The sequence below is a fragment of the Methylopila musalis genome, from assembly GCF_042679725.1.
GTDB lineage: Bacteria > Pseudomonadota > Alphaproteobacteria > Rhizobiales > Methylopilaceae > Methylopila > Methylopila musalis.
The window spans coordinates 19,793-36,969 of the sequence record NZ_JBHTMX010000012.1; the positions used below are offsets into that span (position 1 = coordinate 19,793).

The window sequence follows — 17,177 nt, forward strand, 5'->3', positions numbered from 1 at the left end:
AGCCGTCGCCTTCATGAGCCTGACGCCCAAGCTGCTGATACGGCAGTCGCAGTCGCTGGTGATGACGCCGCAGCTGATGCAGGCGATCAAGCTGCTGCAGCTGTCGAGCCTCGACCTGTCGGCCTATGTGGCGAACGAGCTGGAGCAGAACCCCCTGCTGGAGCGGGAGGAGGCCGACGACCGTCCGGCCGCCGCCGCGGCCGAAGACGGCCCCGAACCCGAGCCCGCCGCCGCCGGCGAGGCGGCCGACTGGAGCGACGGCGACACGGGCTCCCGCTCCGAGATCGAGGACCGGCTCGACGTCGATTTCGGCAACGTGTTCCCAGACGACGCCCCGCGCGATCCCGGACCCGCGGTCGAGGCGCCGCCGGAGCCCGGCGACTGGTCGCAGCTTGGCGTCGGCGCGCCGGCCGCCGGCGACAGCGCCGACCTCGAGGCCTATGTGGCGGCCCGCGCCACGCTCGCGGACCATCTGGAGGCCCAGCTGTCGCTTGCGATCACCGATCCGGTGGAGCGGCTGATCGGGCTGCACCTGATCGACCTGATCGACGAGGCCGGCTACCTGCGCGAAAGCGTGGAGGAGGTGGCGGAGCGGCTGTCGGCGCCGGTGGCGCAGGTGGAGCGGGTGCTCGGGGTGATCCACGGCTTCGAGCCGAGCGGCGTCGGGGCGCGTTCGCTCGCGGAATGCCTCGCGATCCAGCTGAGGGAGCGCGACCGCTACGACCCCGCCATGGCGGCGCTGCTCGGCAATCTGGAGTTGGTCGCCCGCCGGGACATGGCGGCGCTGCGGCGCGCCTGCGGCGTGGACGACGACGACATCGCCGACATGCTGGCGGAGATCCGGCGGCTCGATCCGAAGCCCGGCCACGCCTTCGGCGCGGAGCTCGCGCCCCCGGTGACGCCGGACGTCACCGTGCGCGCCGCGCCCGACGGCTCCTGGCACGTGGAGCTGGTGGCGGAGGCGCTGCCGCGGGTGCTGGTGAACCAGTCCTATTACGCGCGGGTGTCGCGGGCGGCGAAGACCGACACCGAAAAAAGCTTCCTGACCGACTGCCTGCAGACCGCGAACTGGCTGACCCGCAGCCTGGAGCAGCGGGCGCGCACCATCCTCAAGGTCGCGACCGAGATCGTGCGCCAGCAGGACGGCTTCTTCGCCCATGGCGTGGCGCATCTGAAGCCGCTGAACCTGCGCATGGTGGCGGACGCCATCGGCATGCACGAATCGACCGTGTCCCGCGTCACGGCCAACAAATACATGGCGACGCCGCGCGGCGTGTTCGAGCTGAAATACTTCTTCACCGCGGCGATCGCGAGCGCGGACGGCGGCGACGCCCATTCGGCGGAGGCGGTGCGCCACCGCATCCGCGCCATGATCGACGCGGAGACTGCCGACGACGTGCTGTCCGACGACACCATCGTGAAGCGGCTGCACGACGCCGGTGTTGAAATCGCGCGCCGCACGGTGGCGAAATACCGGGAGAGCCTGCGCATCCCCTCGTCGGTGCAGCGGCGTAGAGAGAAAGCGGCGGCTCTCAAGGCCGGCTCCCGCTGATTTTATCTTTTATATTTCATTGGCTTAAGGATGATGTCGGCTCTCTTTGGGCTGATTGACTTCGCCGACGCCGACTCTTACCACTTGAGGTCAAGGCGGCCCGCGCGGCATGCGCTGAAGGTCGTCGTGGTGCGCCGGCTTGGGTCTGTCCGGCCGGCGCCGACTCGAAGGAGCGGACCTCATGAGCCTACGCGTCTCCGGCAAGAACCTCGACATCGGAGAAGCCCTTCGCGGGCAGGTTCAGGATCGCATCAGCGACGCCATGACCAAGTATTTCGGCGGCGGATTCTCCGGCCACGTGACCGTGGCCAAGGACGGCGCCGGGTTCCGGACCGAATGCTCGCTGCATCTCGACAGCGGCATCGTGCTCCAGTCGGCGGGCGCGGCGGCCGACGCCTACGCCAGCTTCGACCAGGCGGCCGACCGCATCGAGACCCGCCTGCGCCGCTACAAGCAGCGCCTGCGCGACCACCACGCGGACACCCAGAGCGAGTCCGATCTCGCGCCCTACGTGGTGTTCGAATCGCCCGACGACGCCTCCGAGGTGGAGGAGGAGGGCTGGAGCCCGGTGATCGTCGCCGAGACCACCACCGCGCTCCGCCGCATGACGGTGGGCTTCGCCGTGATGGAGCTTGATCTCACCGGCGCGCCTGTGGTCGTCTTCCGTCACGCTGTTCACGGACGCATCAACATGGTGTATCGCCGTGCCGACGGTAACGTCGGCTGGATCGATCCGCAGCCTGGAAACGGCGCGGCTGACGGCCACTGAGGTTTGAGGCGGCGGCGGCGCCGCGGTCCCGAAAGGGCCGCGACGTCGCCGAACGCTTTTCCGCGCAGTCGAGGTGACGACGCACGATGCCCCTAGCCGACCTCGTCGCGCCCGACGCGATCCTGCCGGCGCTGAAGGTGAACTCGAAGAAGCAGGCCCTTCAGGAGCTCGCGGCCAAGGCCGCCGACCTCACCGGGCTGCGGGAGCGGGACATCTTCGACACGCTGCTGCAGCGTGAGCGCCTCGGCTCCACCGGCGTTGGAGCCGGCATCGCCATTCCCCACGGCAAGCTCCCGGGCTTCGACCGGCTGTTCGGCCTGTTCGCACGGCTGGAGCGGCCGATCGACTTCGACGCGCTCGACGGCGAGCCGGTCGATCTCGCCTTCCTGCTGCTGGCGCCCGAAACCGCAGGCGCGGACCACCTGAAGGCGCTGGCCCGGGTGGCGCGCCTGCTGCGCGATCCCGCGGTGGCGCAAAAGCTCCGCGCCTCCCGCGACGCCGCCGCGCTCCACGTGGTCCTCACCCAGATCGCCGCCCCCAACGCGGCCTGACGCGCGGGGGTGGGCGCAGGCCCCATACTTGTCCCGGCCTTGAGCCGGGACCCAGACACGCCGACGCGTCGAGGATAAAGCGTCCCGGTCGTCGCGGCCTGTTCTGGAAACTCAGTGTCTCTGGGTCCCGGCTCAAGGCCGGGACAAGGGAAAGGCAAGCGTCTGCGCCCCACCGCGTCGTGCCTCAGAGCGTCGAGATTTCAACGTTTCGGTTGAAACCGACCCCTTTCTTGTCCCGGCCTTGAGCCGGGACCCAGATACGCCGACGTGTCGCGGATGAAGCGTCCCGGTCGTCGCGGCCTGTTCTGGAAACTCAGTGTCTCTGGGTCCCGGCTCAAGGCCGGGACAAGGGAAAGGCAAGCGTCTGCGCCCCACCGCGTCGTGCCTCAGAGCGTCGAGATTTCAACGTTTCGGTTGAAACCGACCCCTTTCTTGTCCCGGCCTTGAGCCGGGACCCAGATACGCCGACGTGTCGCGGATGAAGCGCACCGGCCGTCGCGTGCTTTTCTGAAAACCGGTGAGGTTCTGGGTCCCGGCTCGAGGCCGGGACAAGAAAAGGGCGCGAAACCTCCCCCCGCGATCAGCTCGCCGGCGCGGGCTTTGGGGGCGGGGCGGTTCGGGCTTTTTCGATCTCGGGCTTCAGCGTCTTCTCGACCGCCTCCGCCGTCAGCGGCCCGACATATTTGAAGGCGATGCGGCCGTCGCCGGTGACCACGAAGGTTTCCGGCACGCCGTAGACGCCCCACTCGATGGCGGCGCGGCCGCTCGCGTCGACGCCGACGCGGGCGTAAGGATTGCCGAGGCCGCGCAGGAAGCGCAGCGCGTTGTCGGGCTTGTCCTTGTAGTTCAGCCCGATCAGCCGCACGCCCTCGTCCTTCAGCGCCACCAGCAGCGGATGCTCCTGCCGGCACGGCCCGCACCAGGACGCGAACACGTTCACCACCGACACCTCGCCGCCGGCGAGATCGGCGCGGCCGAAGCCGGGGGAGGCGACGCCGGCGTCGGTCGTCAGGCCGTCGAGCGCGGGCAGGGTCAGCTCCGGCGCGGGGCGGCCGATCAGCGCCGAGGGCAGGGTGGAGGGATCGCCGCTGTGCAGCCGGCCGTAGAGCAGGGCGGCGAGCAGGGCGAAGGCGATCACGGGCGCGGCGATCAGCGCCCGGCGCAGACCCGAGCCGCTCACGGCCGCTCCGCCTCGGTGCGGCGCGGCCGGCGCGCGTCGAGCCGCTCCAGCGCGCGCTTCGTCAGGCGATGGTCGAGCACGGTCCAGACGATCAGCCCCGCAAGCACCGCGAAGGCGATGGCGTAGGACGCGATGATGAAGCCGGCGTGGGGGCCCGTCATCGCGCCGGCTCCGGGGCGAGGCGGGCGGCGGGCCGGGCGGCTGCGGTGAGGCGCAGGGTGCGCAGCCGCCGGCGCAGCAGCTCGGTCCGCATGCCGGCGAGGTGGAGCGCCGTGAACAGCAGCGTGAAGGCCAGCGCCGACACCAGCAGCGGCACGAGGATCGACGGGTCCATGGTGGGCTTTCCGGCGCGGATCACCGAGGCCGGCTGGTGCAGCGTGTTCCACCAGTCGACCGAGAACTTGATGATCGGGATGTTGACCGAGCCCACCAGCGTCAGGATCGCGCAGGCCTTGGCGGCGCGCGACGGCTCCTCCAGCGCGGAGCGCAGCGCCATGACGCCGAGATACATCAGGAACAGGATCAGGAACGAGGTCAGCCGGGCGTCCCACACCCACCAGGTCCCCCACATGGGCTTGCCCCAGAGCGAGCCGGTGGCGAGCGCCAGAAAGGTGAAGGCGGCGCCGAGCGGGGCGGCGGCCTTGGCGGAGACGTCGGCGATCGGATGGCGCCACACCAGGACGCCGAGGCTCGCCGCCGCCATGATCACGTAAGCGAACATGGCGAGCCAGGCGGACGGCACGTGGATGAACATGATGCGCACCGTCTCGCCCTGCTGGTAGTCCGGCGGGGCCACGAACAGCGCGAGATAGAGCGCGGCCGCGAAGGTGAGCGCCGCCGCGCCCGCGACCCAAGGCAGGGCCTTGTCCGCGAAGCTCGCGAAGCGGGACGGGTTGGCGAGCGAGGTGATGGCGGAGATCAGGGGCATTGGGTCCGTGGCCGGTGCGGGGCTCCGGTCGGCGAAGCCGCCGGCCGCAAGGTCGTCCTGCGTTACGATTGCGCCGATCCTGAGGTCGCGCGCGCCCGACATAAGGCGCCCACCGCCGGGAGGAAACCGGCCATCCGTCGCAACCGCTTCAAGTTTCAGTCACGCAGCAGCCGAAGCGCCGCGGCGGCGGCGAAGGGGCCAAGCGCGGCGTAGCCGAGCGCGAGCCCGCCCAGCACGCCCATGGGGCCGAAGCCTTCGCCCGCGGGGTCGCTCGCCGCCACGCCGAAGATCAGCACGGGGATCGCGAGCGGCAGGATCATCACCGGCGCCAGCAGGCCGCCCTTGCGCAGGCCGACGGTGAGCGCCGCGCCGATGGCGCCGAGGCAGGCGATGGCCGGCGTGCCGATCAGCAGCGCCAGCGCCACCTTCAGCGCGTCGGCGGGGGCGACGCCCAGCATGGCGCCGAACAGCGGGGTCGCCGCCACCAGCGGCAGGCCGGTGGTGAGCCAGTGCGCGAGGATCTTCGCCCCCACCATCAGCTCCAGCGGCGCGGGCGCGAGATGGATGAGGTCGAGCGAGCCGTCCTCATGGTCGGCCTGCATCAGCCGGTCGAGCCCGAGCAGGGTGGCGAGCACGGCGCCCAGCCACAGGATGGCGGGGCCGATGCGCTCCAGCAGCGCGAGGTCGGGCCCAACCGCAAACGGCGTCAGCGTCACCACCAGCAGGAAGAACACGAGGCCCAGCCCCGCCCCGCCGCCGCGGGCGAGCGCGAGGTCGCGCAGGAGAAGGGCGGCGATCGGCGAGGTCATGGAAGGCGCCTGCGGCGGGTGGGCTCCAAGTCGGTCCCGGTGCATGGGCGTCGCGGGCGCGGAAAGCAAGGGGGCGCGGGGCGCCTTTTTCTGAGGCGCCCGACGAAACATCTTGCGCGATCCGGCGTTTAGCCTGCCCAACGCCGGCCGATCGCGGCCGCCAGAAACCCGGGAGACGCTCACATGACCCACAAGCTCGCTCTGGCCGCGGCCTTCGCCCTCGGCGCGGCTTTCGCCCCGCTGTCGGCGGCTTACGCGGATTCCACCGACGCGGCGCGCAACGCCAAGGTGACGCTGACCCAGGCGGTGCAGGCGGCCGAGGCCAAGTCCGGCGGCAAGGCCACCGAGGTGGAGTTCGAGGACGACAACGGCGGCCGCTGGGAGGTGAAGGCCCTGAGCGCGGGCGGCGACAAGCTGGTCGAGTATTATGTGGACCCGAACTCGGGTCAGGTGACCGGCGAGGAAGAGCAGACCTTCGAGAAGTACTTCACCCTGCTGAAGCCTGAGGCGTTCCAGAAGGCGACCACGCAGCTCGCGGCGGCGGTGGCCGCGGCGGAGACCAAGGCGTCCGGCAAGGCGGTCTCCGCCGAGGTGGAGCGCGACGGCGAGGTGGTGTCCTACGAGATCGACGTGGCGACCGCGGACGGCGTCAAGGAGGTCCGGGTGGACGCGAACGGCGTCGCCACCCTGAACTGATCCAAACCGGTCCGGCGGAGGGCGACGTCAGTCGTCCTCCGCCTCCGCGACGATCGGCTGAAGCGCAAGGCGCTTCGCGCCGTCGAGCTTCAGCTCCAGATGGGTCGCGGCGACGATCAGCCCGCCTTTGGAGCGATGCTCCGCCATCAGCTCCGCGAGCAGCTCCTGCCCCGCCACGTCGAGGGCGGCGGTGGGTTCGTCCAGCAGCCAGACCGGCCGCGGCGCCGCCAGAAGGCGCGCGAGCGCGAGCCGCCGCCGCTGGCCGGCGGAGAGCACGGAGCCCGGCAGCTCCGCCGCATGACCCAGGCCGACGCGCGCCAGAGCCGCGTCGGGATCGCCATCGCCGCCGAGGATGTCGCGGGCGGCCGTGAGATTGCGCCGCACGGTGAGGCCCGCCTTCACGCCGTCCTGATGGCCGAGCAGATGCAGCGCGTCGCCCGGATGCGCGTCCGGGTCGCCGTTCTCAAGCTCCACCCGACCTTCGGCGAGGGGAACGAGCCCGGCGATCGCCCGGAGCAGGGTCGACTTACCGGCGCCGTTCGGGCCGAGCACGATCAGCGCCTCGGCGGCCGCGACCGAAAAGTCCACGCCGCGCAGCACCATACGGCCGCCACGGTCCACGCCGAGCCCGTCCGCGACCAGCTTCACGGGCGCCTCTCCCGGCCGGCTGGAACGTTTCGACGGTCCGCGAATTTCGGATGCGGAGGACAGGCGTTCGGCGCCTTTTCTAGCGACTTCAACGACGGCACGATTTCCCCTATAACCGCGCTAACCAGAGTTTGTGCAGCGCACATGCCCGCCTCAGCCCTGGCGGTCTTAAACGACCGGCCGCGCCGCCTGAGCAACCCTTGAGGAGCCGCCCTGTGTCCCATCCCGACAGCTTCACGTCAGCGAAAACCCTGTCGGTAGGGGCGAAGACCTATCGCTACTACAGCATCCCGGACGCGGAGGCGAACGGCCTCGACGGGGTGTCGCGACTGCCCTTCTCTATGAAGGTGCTGCTGGAGAACCTGCTGCGCTTCGAGGACGGGCGCTCGTTCGGCAAGGCCGACATCGCGGCGGTCAAGGACTGGCTCCAGAACCGCGGCAAGTCCGAATACGAGATCGCCTACCGCCCCTCCCGCGTGCTGATGCAGGACTTCACCGGCGTGCCGGCGGTGGTGGACCTCGCCGCCATGCGCGACGCCATGGTGAACCTCGGCGGCTCGCCCGCCCGCATCAATCCGCTGGTGCCGGTCGATCTCGTCATCGACCATTCGGTGATCGTGAACTTCTTCGGCGACGCCTCCGCCTTCGGCAAGAACGTCGAGGAGGAGTACAAGCAGAATCAGGAGCGCTACCGCTTCCTGAAGTGGGGCCAGTCGGCCTTTGACAACTTCCGCGTGGTGCCGCCCGGCACCGGCATCTGCCATCAGGTCAATCTCGAATATCTCGCCCAGACCGTCTGGACCAAGGACGAGAACGGGGAGATCGTGGCCTATCCCGACACCTGCGTCGGCACCGACAGCCACACCACCATGGTGAACGGCCTCGGCGTGCTGGGCTGGGGCGTGGGCGGCATCGAGGCCGAGGCCGCCATGCTGGGCCAGCCGGTCTCCATGCTGATCCCCGAGGTCATCGGCTTCCGCCTCACGGGCAAGCTGAACGAGGGCATCACCGCCACCGATCTGGTGCTCACCGTCACCCAGATGCTGCGCAAGAAGGGCGTGGTCGGCAAGTTCGTGGAGTTCTACGGCGACGGCCTCGACCATCTCTCGCTCGCCGACCGCGCCACCATCGCCAACATGGCCCCGGAATACGGCGCGACCTGCGGCTTCTTCCCCGTGGACGCCGAGACCATCGCTTATCTCGACGAGACCGGCCGCGACCCCGACCGCATCGCGCTGGTGGAGGCCTATTCCAAGGCGCAGGGCATGTGGCGCGACGCGGACACGCCTGACCCGGTGTTCACCGACACGCTGGAGCTCGACATCAGCACCGTGCAGCCCTCGCTCGCCGGCCCGAAGCGCCCGCAGGACCGCGTGCTGCTGAAGGAGACCAAGCAGGGCTTCCTCGCCGCGCTCGAGGGCGAGTTCAAGAAGGCGGGCGAGGCCGCCAAGCGCGTGCCCGTGGCCGGGACCGATTTCGACCTCGGCCATGGCGACGTGACCATCGCCGCCATCACCTCCTGCACCAACACCTCGAACCCGAGCGTGCTGATCGCGGCGGGCCTGCTCGCCCGCAACGCCGCGGCGAAGGGCCTGACCTCGAAGCCGTGGGTGAAGACCTCGCTCGCGCCCGGATCCCAGGTGGTGGAGGGCTATCTCGCCTCCGGCGGCCTGCAGGCGGATCTGGACGCGCTCGGCTTCAATCTGGTCGGCTTCGGCTGCACCACCTGCATCGGCAACTCCGGCCCGCTGCCCGAGCCGATCTCCGAGGCGATCAACGCCCACGATCTCGTGGCGGGCGCCGTCATCTCCGGCAACCGCAACTTCGAGGGCCGCGTGAACCCGGACGTGAAGGCGAACTACCTCGCCTCGCCGCCGCTGGTGGTGGCCTACGCGCTCGCCGGTTCGCTGCAGATCGACCTCACCACCGAGCCGCTCGGGCTCGGCTCGGACGGCCAGCCGGTCTATCTCAAGGACATCTGGCCGACCAATCAGGAGGTCACGGCCTACATCCGCGAGAACGTCACCAAGAAGATGTTCAAGGAGAAGTACGCGGACGTCTTCAAGGGCGACGAGAACTGGCAGAAGATCGCCGTTCCGCAGGGCGAGACCTACGCTTGGGACGACCGCTCCACCTACGTGCAGAACCCGCCCTATTTCGAGGGCATGGAGATGGAGCCGGAGCCGGTCACCGACATCGTCAAGGCGCGGGTGCTCGGCCTGTTCCTGGACAGCATCACCACCGACCACATCTCGCCCGCCGGCTCCATCAAGGAGGCGAGCCCCGCCGGCCATTACCTGCGCGACCATCAGGTGCGCCCGGCCGACTTCAACCAGTACGGCACCCGCCGCGGCAATCATGAGGTCATGATGCGCGGCACCTTCGCCAACATCCGCATCAAGAACCAGATGCTGGACGGCAAGGAGGGCGGCTTCACCCGTCACTGGCCGGACGGCGGCGAGACGCCGATCTACGACGCCGCCATGCGCTACAAGCAGGACGGCGTGCCGCTGGTGGTGTTCGCCGGCAAGGAGTACGGCACCGGCTCGTCCCGCGACTGGGCGGCCAAGGGCACCAAGCTGCTCGGCGTGCGCGCCGTCATCGCCCAGAGCTTCGAGCGCATCCACCGCTCGAACCTCGTCGGCATGGGCATCGTGCCGCTCACCTTCAAGGACGAGGACTCCTGGCAGTCGCTCGGCCTCAAGGGCGACGAGACGGTCACGATCCTCGGCGTCGAGGGCGATCTGAAGCCGCGCCAGACGCTGACGGCGGAAATCGCCTTCGCCGACGGAACGGTGAAGAACGTGCCGCTGCTCTGCCGCATCGACACGCTGGACGAGCTCGACTACTTCCGCAACGGCGGCATCCTGCAGTACGTGCTGCGCAGCCTCGCGGCCTGAACGGTCGCCGGCCCGCGCAAGCGCCCTCACGATCGGACGCGGCGCGGGCCGGCGGTTTTCCCGGCGCAAGCGATCACAACCTCCGGCGTCACCTCAGTGTGAGTGGCCGCGCCAAGGACGCGGCGGGTAGTGTGATCCTTGTCCGGAATAGGGAGAGTGATCCCAAGCCATGCGCGTCGCAGCCCTCGCCTTCGCCGTCTCCTTCGCCGCCCTGTCCGGCGCTCAGGCCGGAGACGCGCCCCAGCCCCGCGGCGTGATCGAGCTGTTCACCAGTCAGGGCTGCTCGTCCTGCCCGCCGGCTGACCGGCTGGCGAAGGAGCTGAGCCGCGACGGCAACAATCTCGTCCTGACCCTGCCGGTGGACTACTGGGACTATCTCGGCTGGAAGGACACGCTGGCGACCCCCGCCAACACCGCGCGGCAGAAGGCCTACGCCTCCGCCCGCGGCGACCGGAAGGTCTTCACTCCGCAGATCATCGTCAACGGCGCCGAGGCGACGCTCGGCGGCGACGGCGCGGCGGTGGCGGGCGCCGTGACCCGCGCCGAGACGGGAACCAAGGCCCTGACGCTGCCGGTGGCTCTGTCGGTGGCGGACGGCCGCGTGGCGGTGACGGTGGCGGCGCCGAAGGGTCCGCTAGCGGAGACGCGAGGGGAGGTCTGGGCCTTCGCGCTCGACCGGGCCCGCACGGTGCAGATCGGGCGCGGCGAGAACGCGGGCCGCGCGGTCTCCTATGTCAACGTGGTGCGCAAGATGACCCGGCTCGGGGCGTGGGACGGGGACGCCGCCCATTTTGAGGTTCCGCTGGACGAGGTGGCGCGGCCGGGAACCGACGCCATCGCCGTGCTGGTGCAGGCCGGCAGCGGCGGCCAGCCGGGCGCGATCCTCGGCGCCGCCGTGAACAACGCCCCGCCGACGCCGGGCGCCGCGGGCCTGCTGAGCGGATTGACCCGGGACCCCCTGTGAGGCGCGGCGTGCCCGCCGCGTCCGTTCTCGCCGGCGCGCTTCTCGCGGTCGGCGCGCAAGGCGCGGCGGCGGAGGGCTACGGCCCGCGCCTCGAAGGCTTCGACTACCCCCATCCGGTCCGTCTGCACGCCTTCGTGTCCCAGGGGCATGAGGTTGAGATGGCCTATATGGACGTCGCGCCGACCGGCCCCGCGCTGGACCGCACCGTCGTGCTGCTGCACGGCAAGAACTTCTGCGCCGCCACCTTCGAGAGCGCCATCGCCGCGCTCGCCAAAGCCGGCTACCGGGTGATCGCGCCGGATCAGATCGGCTTCTGCAAGTCGTCGAAGCCGGCGGGCTACCAGTACGGGTTCCACCAGCTCGCGGCCAACACCCATGATCTGCTGGCCTCGCTCGGGGTGGAGCGCGCGGCGGTGCTCGGCCATTCCATGGGCGGCATGCTCGCCGTGCGCTACGCGCTCGCCTATCCGCAGGCGACGGAGCGGCTGGTGCTGGTCAATCCGATCGGGCTGGAGGACTGGCAGGCGAAGGGCGTTCCTTACGCCACCATCGACCAGCTGCTGGAGGCGGAGCGCAAAACCAGCTTCGACAGCGTGAAGGCCTACCAGCTCAAATTCTACTATTCCGGCGTGTGGCGGTCCGATTACGACCGCTGGGTCGCCATGGCGGCGGGCATGTACGCCGGGCCGGGCCGCGAGACGGTGCAGCTCGCCTCGGCGCGGACCAGCGACATGATCTTCACCCAGCCGGTGGTCCACGAGTTTCCGCGCCTCACGGTTCCGACCACGCTGCTGATCGGGCAGAAGGACCGCACCGCCCCCGGCGCCAACCGGGCCGCGCCCGAGATCGCGAAGACGCTCGGCGACTATCCCGCGCTCGGCCGCGCCGCCGCCGCGGCGATCCCCGGCGCGACGCTGGTCGCGTTCCCCGACCTCGGACACTCGCCGCAGGTGGAGGCCCCCGCCGAGTTCGAAGCCGCGCTGCTGAAGGCGCTCGGCTCCTGATGGGGCTGCCCCGATCGATCAGATCGCGCTGACGTGGTCTCCCTCTCCGCAAGGGCGAGGGGGGAAGAGCGCTCCACATCTCGAGCCGAGCCCCGCGTTGTCGGCGGCGCTTGAGGTCGGCGGCGTCGAACGGCGCACACGGCGAGAGGCGGGCGTCAGCCCTGCTCGATCAGCCGGCGCACCAGGATGAGGTCGTCGGGCTTGTCCACGTCGATGGCGGCGCGGCCGAAGGGCATCTCCACCACGCCGGCGGTGCAGCCGGCGAGCGCGCCGACGCGGGACGCGGCGCGGGCCAGCGTCAGGCGGCCGGTGAGATGGTCGAGGATGGCGCGCAGGCCCAGCCGCCGCAGCAGCTTCCAGGGTTTCTTGCGCTCCGCCTCCACCTCCCGCCACAGCCGCACCGCGGCCATGGCGCGCAGGTCGCGCAGGTGAAACAGGTTGCAGCCGGAAAAGGCCCCGTCCGCGAAGCGCAGATAGGTGCGCTTGGTTTCGGGGGCTGCGGCCTGCACCCGATCGGAGCGGGCGAGCCCCGCCGCCACGTCCGCGTCCGGCAGGTGGTCAAGGAAATGGCGGACCCATTCGGGCTCGAGCAGCGCGTGGTCGGCGGTCGTCACCAGCAGCGGTGCGCCGGTCGCCTCGAACGCCTCCGCCACGCTGCCGCTGAGCGTCGGCGCGGAGCGCAGCACCTCGACGCCCTCGAGCGTCACCAGCTCTGGCCGGTCGATGGAGACGACGATGCGGTCGATCCGGCCGCTCGCCCGGAGCGCCGTCACCACGCGCTCCAGCATGGTGACGCCGCCGATCGGGATCAGCGCCTTGTGGGTGACGCCGGCGAACTCCGCCAGCGGGTCGCGGCCGGGCCGGACGCCCGCCAGCACCAGCGCGGCGCGGCTCACGCCAGCGCCTTGCGGTAGAGCCGCTGGGTCTTATAGGCGCCGCCGCACAGGGCTTCGCCCATGTGGCGCATGGGCAGGTTGCTCTCCAGCACCCAGGACAGCTCCACCCGGTCGATGCCCCGCCGCACGCCCTCCTGCCGGAACTTGTCGAAAATGTAGAACGGCATGGCGCGGCCGAGGAAGGCGCGGGCGTATTCCCGCCGCACGCCCATCAGCGCCACCCGGCCGCTGGTGTAGCGGCCGCGCTTCAGCCGCCAGATCAGCTTCGCCCAGTTGAACGGCAGCAGCTTGCCGCCGAAATCGGAGATCATCTCGTTCAGGTTCGGCAGACCGACGCCGAAGGCCGCCGGCCGGCCCGACACCTCGACGATCCACACCAGCCGCTCGTCCAGCAGCGGCTTGATGGAGGTGGCCAGATGGTCGAGTTCGGCGGCGTTCAGGGGCGTGAAGCCCCAGTTCTCCGACCAGGCGTCGTTGAAGATGTCGATGACCGTGCGCAGCTCCTCGTCGTAGCGCTTCCAGTCGAGGCTGCGCACCACCACGCCCTCGGGCAGCGGCCGGTCGATGATCCGCTGCACCGCCTTCGGGAACGGCGTCTCCATGCGGTAGAGATAGGCGTAGAGGTCCATGGCCTTGGCGTAGCCCTGCTCCTCGATCCGCGGGCCGGCGTAAGGCGGGTCGTGCGGCATCATCAGCATGGGCGGGGTGTCGAAGCCGTCCACCAGCAGGCCGCTCTCCTCGTTGATGTTGAGGTTGAACGGCCCGAGCGCCTCGCTGCGGCCGCGCGCCTTCAGCCAGGTCTCCGCCGCGCGGAACAGGGCGGCGAACACGGTGGCGTCGTTCTCGGCGGCGATCAGCCCGAAATGGCCGGTCTCCGGGTGGCGCCGATCGGCCTGCGCGCTGATGCGGCCGACCGGCTCGCCGTCGCGCAGCGCGAGGAAGAACTGCGCCTCCATGGACTGGAACAGCGGGTTGTGCTTCGGCGACAGCGCCTGCCGGCGCTCGAAGCGCAGCTTCGGGATGTGGTTCGGATCGTGGGCGGCGAGACGGTCCGGGAGAGCGATGAAGCGGTCCAGGTCGCGCGCGTTCGCGACCGGCAGGATCTCGATGGCGCTCATCGATGGGGCTCCGGGGAGAGGGCGGGGGAGGAGCGTCGGACGCGGGGCCGGGTCATGCCGCGCTCCATGCGCGAGATCACGGCGGCCCCAAGGGCGGCGAACAGGATGACGGCGGCCCAAGACCCGATGACGGGGGCGATGACGCCCGCGCCGCCGAGCGTGGTCAGCAGTCCGTCTGACAGAAGAAAGGCGAGACCGAGGCCGAGCCCGAGGAATCCGTAGCGCGCGGAGCGGGCGTCGCGCCAGTTCAGGAAGGCGGCCGGCATGGCGAGCAGCAGCATGATCGCGGCGGAGAGCGGCGCGGCGTAAACCCGGAGGATCAGCGTCTCGTAGAAGCTTGCGGGCGCGTTCGACACCCGCTCGCCCTGCAGCGTCGCCTGCGCGGCGGCGGACGACACCAGCCCGCCCGGCGTCAGCGCGGCCACCGCGTCCGAGGGGCGGAACCGGGTCTCCCACACGCCGTCCGCCGGCGTGCGGACGTTGAAGCTCTCCTTGCGCCACGACACATGGGTCGCGCCCGTAAGCACCCAGCGCCGGTCCGCGTACCGCGCCTCGCGGGCGGTGAGGCGGCCGGTCGCCACCTTCTGGGCGTCGCGCTCATAGACCTGAAGGTTGGTCAGCCGCCTGCCCCGGTCGCCGAGCGCGTCGAAGGAGATCACGTCGGGGCCGAGCCGCAGCCAGGCGGGTTTGTCGGCGTCGATCTTGGGCGCTGGCCCCTCCGCCCACCACACCGCGAGGCGCTGCTCGGTCTTCGGCAGCACCGCGTCCAGCAGCAGGCAGTGCAGCACGCCGAGCACGAAGGCCCCCGGAAACAGCAGCACGTAGAGGTCCCATGTGCTGCGGCCGGACGCGCGGGCCGCCACGATCTCGCTGTTGCGGGCCAGCATGCCGAGCGTCATCACCGCGCCGGCCAGCGCGCCGAGCGGCAGCGCGTGGGCGATCAGCGTCGGCGTGCGCAGGGCGAGATAGTAGCCGAGCCCGGCCATGCCCTCGCCGCGGTCGAGGATGTCGCCGGCGTTGTCCACCAGATCGAGCACTTCGGCGATGGCGGCGAGAATCAGCGTCGCCGTCACCGCGAGCGCGAAGAACTTGGTGCTGAAGTAACGAAGGAGGCGCATGGGGACGAAGGCTCAGCCGGCCGGAACCGGGCGGCGGCGGAACAGCCGCGTGAACGGACGGACGAGGCGCGCGCAGACGGCGGCGAGCCCGTCGATGACGCGGGAGATGGCGGTGTCGCCGGGCCGGTCGGTGCTGGTGGCGAACAGGAGCGCCGACAGCGCGGCGAGCAGCGCGAGCGGCCCCCAGCACAGCAGCGCCGCGGGGCCCGCGCCCTTGTGCGCCAGCGTCTCGCCGAGCTGCAGCACGTTCTGGAACGCGAGCACCGACAGCGCCGCCACCGCCATGTTGGCCACCCGGTTCTGGCGGCGCATGGTCATGGACAGGGGCACGATCAGGAACGGCAGGAACGCCAGCGCCGCGGCGCCCGCAAGCCGGGCGTGGAACTCCGCCGACAGCCGGCGGTAGGGCGTTGATGAGGCGGGGTCGCTCATCTCGCTCCACAGCTCGCTCAAGGTCAGCTCGCGCTCGTTGCCGCCCCGCGGGCGGAACGGCGGCGCCTCCAGCGCGAAGGTCTTGTCGAACACCAGATCGGTGAAGCGCAGCGAACTCGGCCGGCCGTCCGGGCCGGTGTCGCGCAGCACCACGCCCTTGTGCAGGCGCAGCTGCAGGCGCTTGCCGTCCGGCGTCAGCTCCAGCGTGCCCTCGGCGGCGGTGGTCAGCGTCTCGCGCGCGCCGGCGCGGTCCTCGATGAACACGCCGGTGAGCCTGCGCCCGGTGGCGTCCACCGCGTCGGCGGTGACGGTGAGCCCGTCCCGCACCGAGATGAACGCCTCCGCCGGGGCGTGGGCGCGCCAGGCGTAGGCGACCGAGGAGTTCAGGATCTCCCGGTACGAATAGCGGCTGTGGGGGTCGATGTAGCCGGTGACGGCGATGGTGCCGAGCCCGAGCAGCACGCCGAGCGCCACCAGCGGCCGGGTGAGCCGCCAGACCGAGACGCCGGAGGCGAGCATGGATTCGAGCTCCGCCCCCTGCGACATGCGCGAGAAGGCGGAGAACACGCCGAGCGCGAAGGCGGCGGGCACCGCGAAGCCGAGATAATGCGGCACCAGATTGGCCGAGAGCGCGAACACGAGGATCACCGGCGCGCCGGCCACCGCCAGCACGTCCACCAGCCGCAGGATGCGCTCCAGCAGCAGGCCGAGCAGCACCACACCGAGCGCGATCAGCATCGGCCGCAGCGTCAGGCCGAGCACATAGCGCTCCAGCACGCCGAAGCGCGCCACGCTTCCGCGCGTCGCGGTGCTCACGCCGCGGGCCACAGCGTGGCGATCTCGGCCTTCAGCGCCGCGAGGGCGTGCGCGTCGAGCACCGGTCCGTCGGCGAGCGCCGGCGGTCCGGGCCAGCCCGCGTCGGTGAAGGCGAGGCCCGCGAAGGCGCGCGGCGTCTCGTGCCGGGGGATGACGTGGAAATGCACGTCCGGGTCCACCATCATCAGCATCAGGTAGTTGATCTTGTCATAGGCCGTCAGTCGCTTCAGCGCCGGCTCCAGCCCGGCGACGATGCGGCCGAGATCCGCGAAGGCCTCGGGGCTCAGGGCGCCAAAGGCCGACGCCTCCTCCTTCGCGACGAGAACCAGCGCGCCGAAGCCCGGCTGTTTCGGCCGCACCTGCACGGACCAGTGGTCGGTCTCCCGGATCAGCGTCTCGGGATAGCCGAATTTCGTCATGGTGGCGTTGGGCATGGGCGGAGACGGGCAGGCCTGCGGGAGTGCGGGGGCGAAGCGGCTGGCAGGATAGGCGTTTCACCGCTAAACGACAGCTTCAATAAACGAACATGACATGGACGGCGTTATGACGACCAAGGATGGCGGCCCCGCGGCGGCGCGCGTCGCGGTGCTGCTGGGGCGTTCCGAGGTGCGGATCTGGGGCATGAGCGCGCAGGAGCGCCTGACGCGCCAGCTCGGCCGGGCCGGGGCGCGCGACGTGCGGACCGCTCTCGACGGAATCGCCCCCGACGCGCAGGTGCTGCTGCTTCGGGTGGACCACGCCTTCGAGCAGCGGCTGGTGGACGCGCTGGCGATCCGCCCCGGCGCGGCGCTGGTCG

General features: G+C 70.7%; 17 protein-coding genes and 1 pseudogene. 8 read left to right on the top strand and 10 right to left on the bottom strand.

The window, feature by feature from the left end:
* Window positions 1-13: 13 nt before the first annotated feature.
* From rpoN to ptsN, 3 genes are all read left to right on the top strand, one after another.
* Window positions 14-1,552, top strand: coding sequence for an RNA polymerase factor sigma-54 (gene rpoN / locus ACFQ4O_RS03430; RefSeq protein ID WP_378774243.1), 1,539 nt, complete (start codon window positions 14-16; stop codon window positions 1,550-1,552).
* 181 nt (window positions 1,553-1,733) lie between these two features.
* Window positions 1,734-2,321, top strand: a complete 588-nt coding sequence (hpf, locus tag ACFQ4O_RS03435) for a ribosome hibernation-promoting factor, HPF/YfiA family (RefSeq protein WP_378774244.1) — start codon at window positions 1,734-1,736, stop codon at window positions 2,319-2,321.
* An 86-nt stretch (window positions 2,322-2,407) separates the two neighbouring features.
* Complete coding sequence (ptsN, locus tag ACFQ4O_RS03440; RefSeq protein ID WP_378774245.1) at window positions 2,408-2,872, top strand: PTS IIA-like nitrogen regulatory protein PtsN; 465 nt, start codon at window positions 2,408-2,410, stop codon at window positions 2,870-2,872.
* Window positions 2,873-3,452: 580 nt separating this feature from the next.
* Here ptsN and ACFQ4O_RS03445 read toward each other — a convergent pair.
* The 4 genes from ACFQ4O_RS03445 to ccmB all read right to left on the bottom strand — a co-directional run bounded on the left by ACFQ4O_RS03445 (window position 3,453) and on the right by ccmB (window position 5,789).
* The gene (locus tag ACFQ4O_RS03445) at window positions 3,453-4,052 is read right to left on the bottom strand and encodes a DsbE family thiol:disulfide interchange protein (RefSeq protein WP_378774246.1); all 600 of its coding nucleotides are present in this window, start codon (window positions 4,050-4,052) and stop codon (window positions 3,453-3,455) included.
* Window positions 4,049-4,213 carry a heme exporter protein CcmD gene (ccmD, locus tag ACFQ4O_RS03450; protein WP_378774247.1) on the bottom strand — a complete coding sequence of 55 codons (165 nt, stop codon included), beginning with the start codon at window positions 4,211-4,213 and terminating at the stop codon, window positions 4,049-4,051. The genes ACFQ4O_RS03445 and ccmD overlap by 4 nt, the downstream gene beginning before the upstream one ends.
* Window positions 4,210-4,980 (bottom strand): heme ABC transporter permease, encoded by a 771-nt coding sequence (locus tag ACFQ4O_RS03455; protein ID WP_378774248.1) that lies wholly within the window; start codon window positions 4,978-4,980, stop codon window positions 4,210-4,212. The genes ccmD and ACFQ4O_RS03455 overlap by 4 nt, the downstream gene beginning before the upstream one ends.
* Before the next feature lie 155 nt (window positions 4,981-5,135).
* Window positions 5,136-5,789: a heme exporter protein CcmB gene (ccmB, locus tag ACFQ4O_RS03460; RefSeq protein ID WP_378774249.1), complete on the bottom strand. Its 654-nt coding sequence runs from the start codon at window positions 5,787-5,789 to the stop codon at window positions 5,136-5,138.
* A 183-nt stretch (window positions 5,790-5,972) separates the two neighbouring features.
* Between ccmB and ACFQ4O_RS03465 the strand changes: the two genes are divergently transcribed.
* Window positions 5,973-6,485: a PepSY domain-containing protein gene (locus ACFQ4O_RS03465; RefSeq protein WP_378774250.1), complete on the top strand. Its 513-nt coding sequence runs from the start codon at window positions 5,973-5,975 to the stop codon at window positions 6,483-6,485.
* A 27-nt stretch (window positions 6,486-6,512) separates the two neighbouring features.
* Here ACFQ4O_RS03465 and ccmA read toward each other — a convergent pair whose 3' ends face one another.
* Window positions 6,513-7,133 carry a heme ABC exporter ATP-binding protein CcmA gene (gene ccmA, locus ACFQ4O_RS03470; RefSeq protein ID WP_378774251.1) on the bottom strand — a complete coding sequence of 207 codons (621 nt, stop codon included), beginning with the start codon at window positions 7,131-7,133 and terminating at the stop codon, window positions 6,513-6,515.
* Between the two features lie 215 nt (window positions 7,134-7,348).
* Between ccmA and acnA the strand changes: the two genes are divergently transcribed.
* The 3 genes from acnA (at window position 7,349) to ACFQ4O_RS03485 (ending at window position 12,001) form a co-directional block, all read left to right on the top strand.
* Complete coding sequence (acnA, locus tag ACFQ4O_RS03475) at window positions 7,349-10,033, top strand: aconitate hydratase AcnA (protein WP_378774252.1); 2,685 nt, start codon at window positions 7,349-7,351, stop codon at window positions 10,031-10,033.
* Window positions 10,034-10,202: 169 nt separating this feature from the next.
* A complete protein-coding gene (locus ACFQ4O_RS03480; protein ID WP_378774253.1) occupies window positions 10,203-10,997 on the top strand; it encodes a DUF1223 domain-containing protein in 795 nt (264 codons plus the stop codon).
* Between the two features lie 8 nt (window positions 10,998-11,005).
* Window positions 11,006-12,001: an alpha/beta fold hydrolase gene (locus ACFQ4O_RS03485; protein WP_378774254.1), complete on the top strand. Its 996-nt coding sequence runs from the start codon at window positions 11,006-11,008 to the stop codon at window positions 11,999-12,001.
* A 155-nt stretch (window positions 12,002-12,156) separates the two neighbouring features.
* On the opposite strand, the gene ACFQ4O_RS03490 is transcribed toward ACFQ4O_RS03485, so the two are convergent.
* Genes ACFQ4O_RS03490 through ACFQ4O_RS03510 form a run of 5 tightly spaced genes read right to left on the bottom strand, consistent with a single transcriptional unit; the run spans window position 12,157 to window position 16,815 of the window.
* The gene (locus ACFQ4O_RS03490) at window positions 12,157-12,897 is read right to left on the bottom strand and encodes an NTP transferase domain-containing protein (RefSeq protein WP_378774255.1); all 741 of its coding nucleotides are present in this window, start codon (window positions 12,895-12,897) and stop codon (window positions 12,157-12,159) included.
* Window positions 12,894-14,015 carry a dATP pyrophosphohydrolase gene (locus tag ACFQ4O_RS03495; protein WP_378774256.1) on the bottom strand — a complete coding sequence of 374 codons (1,122 nt, stop codon included), beginning with the start codon at window positions 14,013-14,015 and terminating at the stop codon, window positions 12,894-12,896. Before ACFQ4O_RS03495 ends, ACFQ4O_RS03490 begins: the two co-directional genes overlap by 4 nt.
* The gene (locus ACFQ4O_RS03500; protein ID WP_378774257.1) at window positions 14,012-15,133 is read right to left on the bottom strand and encodes an LptF/LptG family permease; all 1,122 of its coding nucleotides are present in this window, start codon (window positions 15,131-15,133) and stop codon (window positions 14,012-14,014) included. Before ACFQ4O_RS03500 ends, ACFQ4O_RS03495 begins: the two co-directional genes overlap by 4 nt.
* A 12-nt stretch (window positions 15,134-15,145) precedes the next feature.
* A complete protein-coding gene (locus tag ACFQ4O_RS03505) occupies window positions 15,146-16,381 on the bottom strand; it encodes an LptF/LptG family permease (protein WP_378774258.1) in 1,236 nt (411 codons plus the stop codon).
* A complete protein-coding gene (locus ACFQ4O_RS03510; RefSeq protein WP_378774259.1) occupies window positions 16,378-16,815 on the bottom strand; it encodes an HIT family protein in 438 nt (145 codons plus the stop codon). The genes ACFQ4O_RS03505 and ACFQ4O_RS03510 overlap by 4 nt, the downstream gene beginning before the upstream one ends.
* 109 nt (window positions 16,816-16,924) lie before the next feature.
* Here ACFQ4O_RS03510 and ACFQ4O_RS03515 point away from each other — a divergent pair.
* A pseudogene (locus ACFQ4O_RS03515) lies at window positions 16,925-17,177 on the top strand (CDP-alcohol phosphatidyltransferase family protein); the annotation flags it as partial.

What these genes read in the sequence shown, in the direction of transcription:
- ACFQ4O_RS03465 (WP_378774250.1), top strand. Translation starts at nt 5,973, where the DNA reads ATGACCCACAAGCTCGCTCTGGCCGCGGCCTTCGCCCTCGGCGCGGCT.
- rpoN (WP_378774243.1), top strand. Translation starts at nt 14, where the DNA reads ATGAGCCTGACGCCCAAGCTGCTGATACGGCAGTCGCAGTCGCTGGTG.
- ccmB (WP_378774249.1), bottom strand. Translation starts at nt 5,789, where the DNA reads ATGACCTCGCCGATCGCCGCCCTTCTCCTGCGCGACCTCGCGCTCGCC.
- ACFQ4O_RS03455 (WP_378774248.1), bottom strand. Translation starts at nt 4,980, where the DNA reads ATGCCCCTGATCTCCGCCATCACCTCGCTCGCCAACCCGTCCCGCTTC.
- ACFQ4O_RS03510 (WP_378774259.1), bottom strand. Translation starts at nt 16,815, where the DNA reads ATGCCCAACGCCACCATGACGAAATTCGGCTATCCCGAGACGCTGATC.
- ACFQ4O_RS03500 (WP_378774257.1), bottom strand. Translation starts at nt 15,133, where the DNA reads ATGCGCCTCCTTCGTTACTTCAGCACCAAGTTCTTCGCGCTCGCGGTG.
- ACFQ4O_RS03480 (WP_378774253.1), top strand. Translation starts at nt 10,203, where the DNA reads ATGCGCGTCGCAGCCCTCGCCTTCGCCGTCTCCTTCGCCGCCCTGTCC.
- ccmD (WP_378774247.1), bottom strand. Translation starts at nt 4,213, where the DNA reads ATGACGGGCCCCCACGCCGGCTTCATCATCGCGTCCTACGCCATCGCC.
- ACFQ4O_RS03495 (WP_378774256.1), bottom strand. Translation starts at nt 14,015, where the DNA reads ATGAGCGCCATCGAGATCCTGCCGGTCGCGAACGCGCGCGACCTGGAC.
- ptsN (WP_378774245.1), top strand. Translation starts at nt 2,408, where the DNA reads ATGCCCCTAGCCGACCTCGTCGCGCCCGACGCGATCCTGCCGGCGCTG.
- hpf (WP_378774244.1), top strand. Translation starts at nt 1,734, where the DNA reads ATGAGCCTACGCGTCTCCGGCAAGAACCTCGACATCGGAGAAGCCCTT.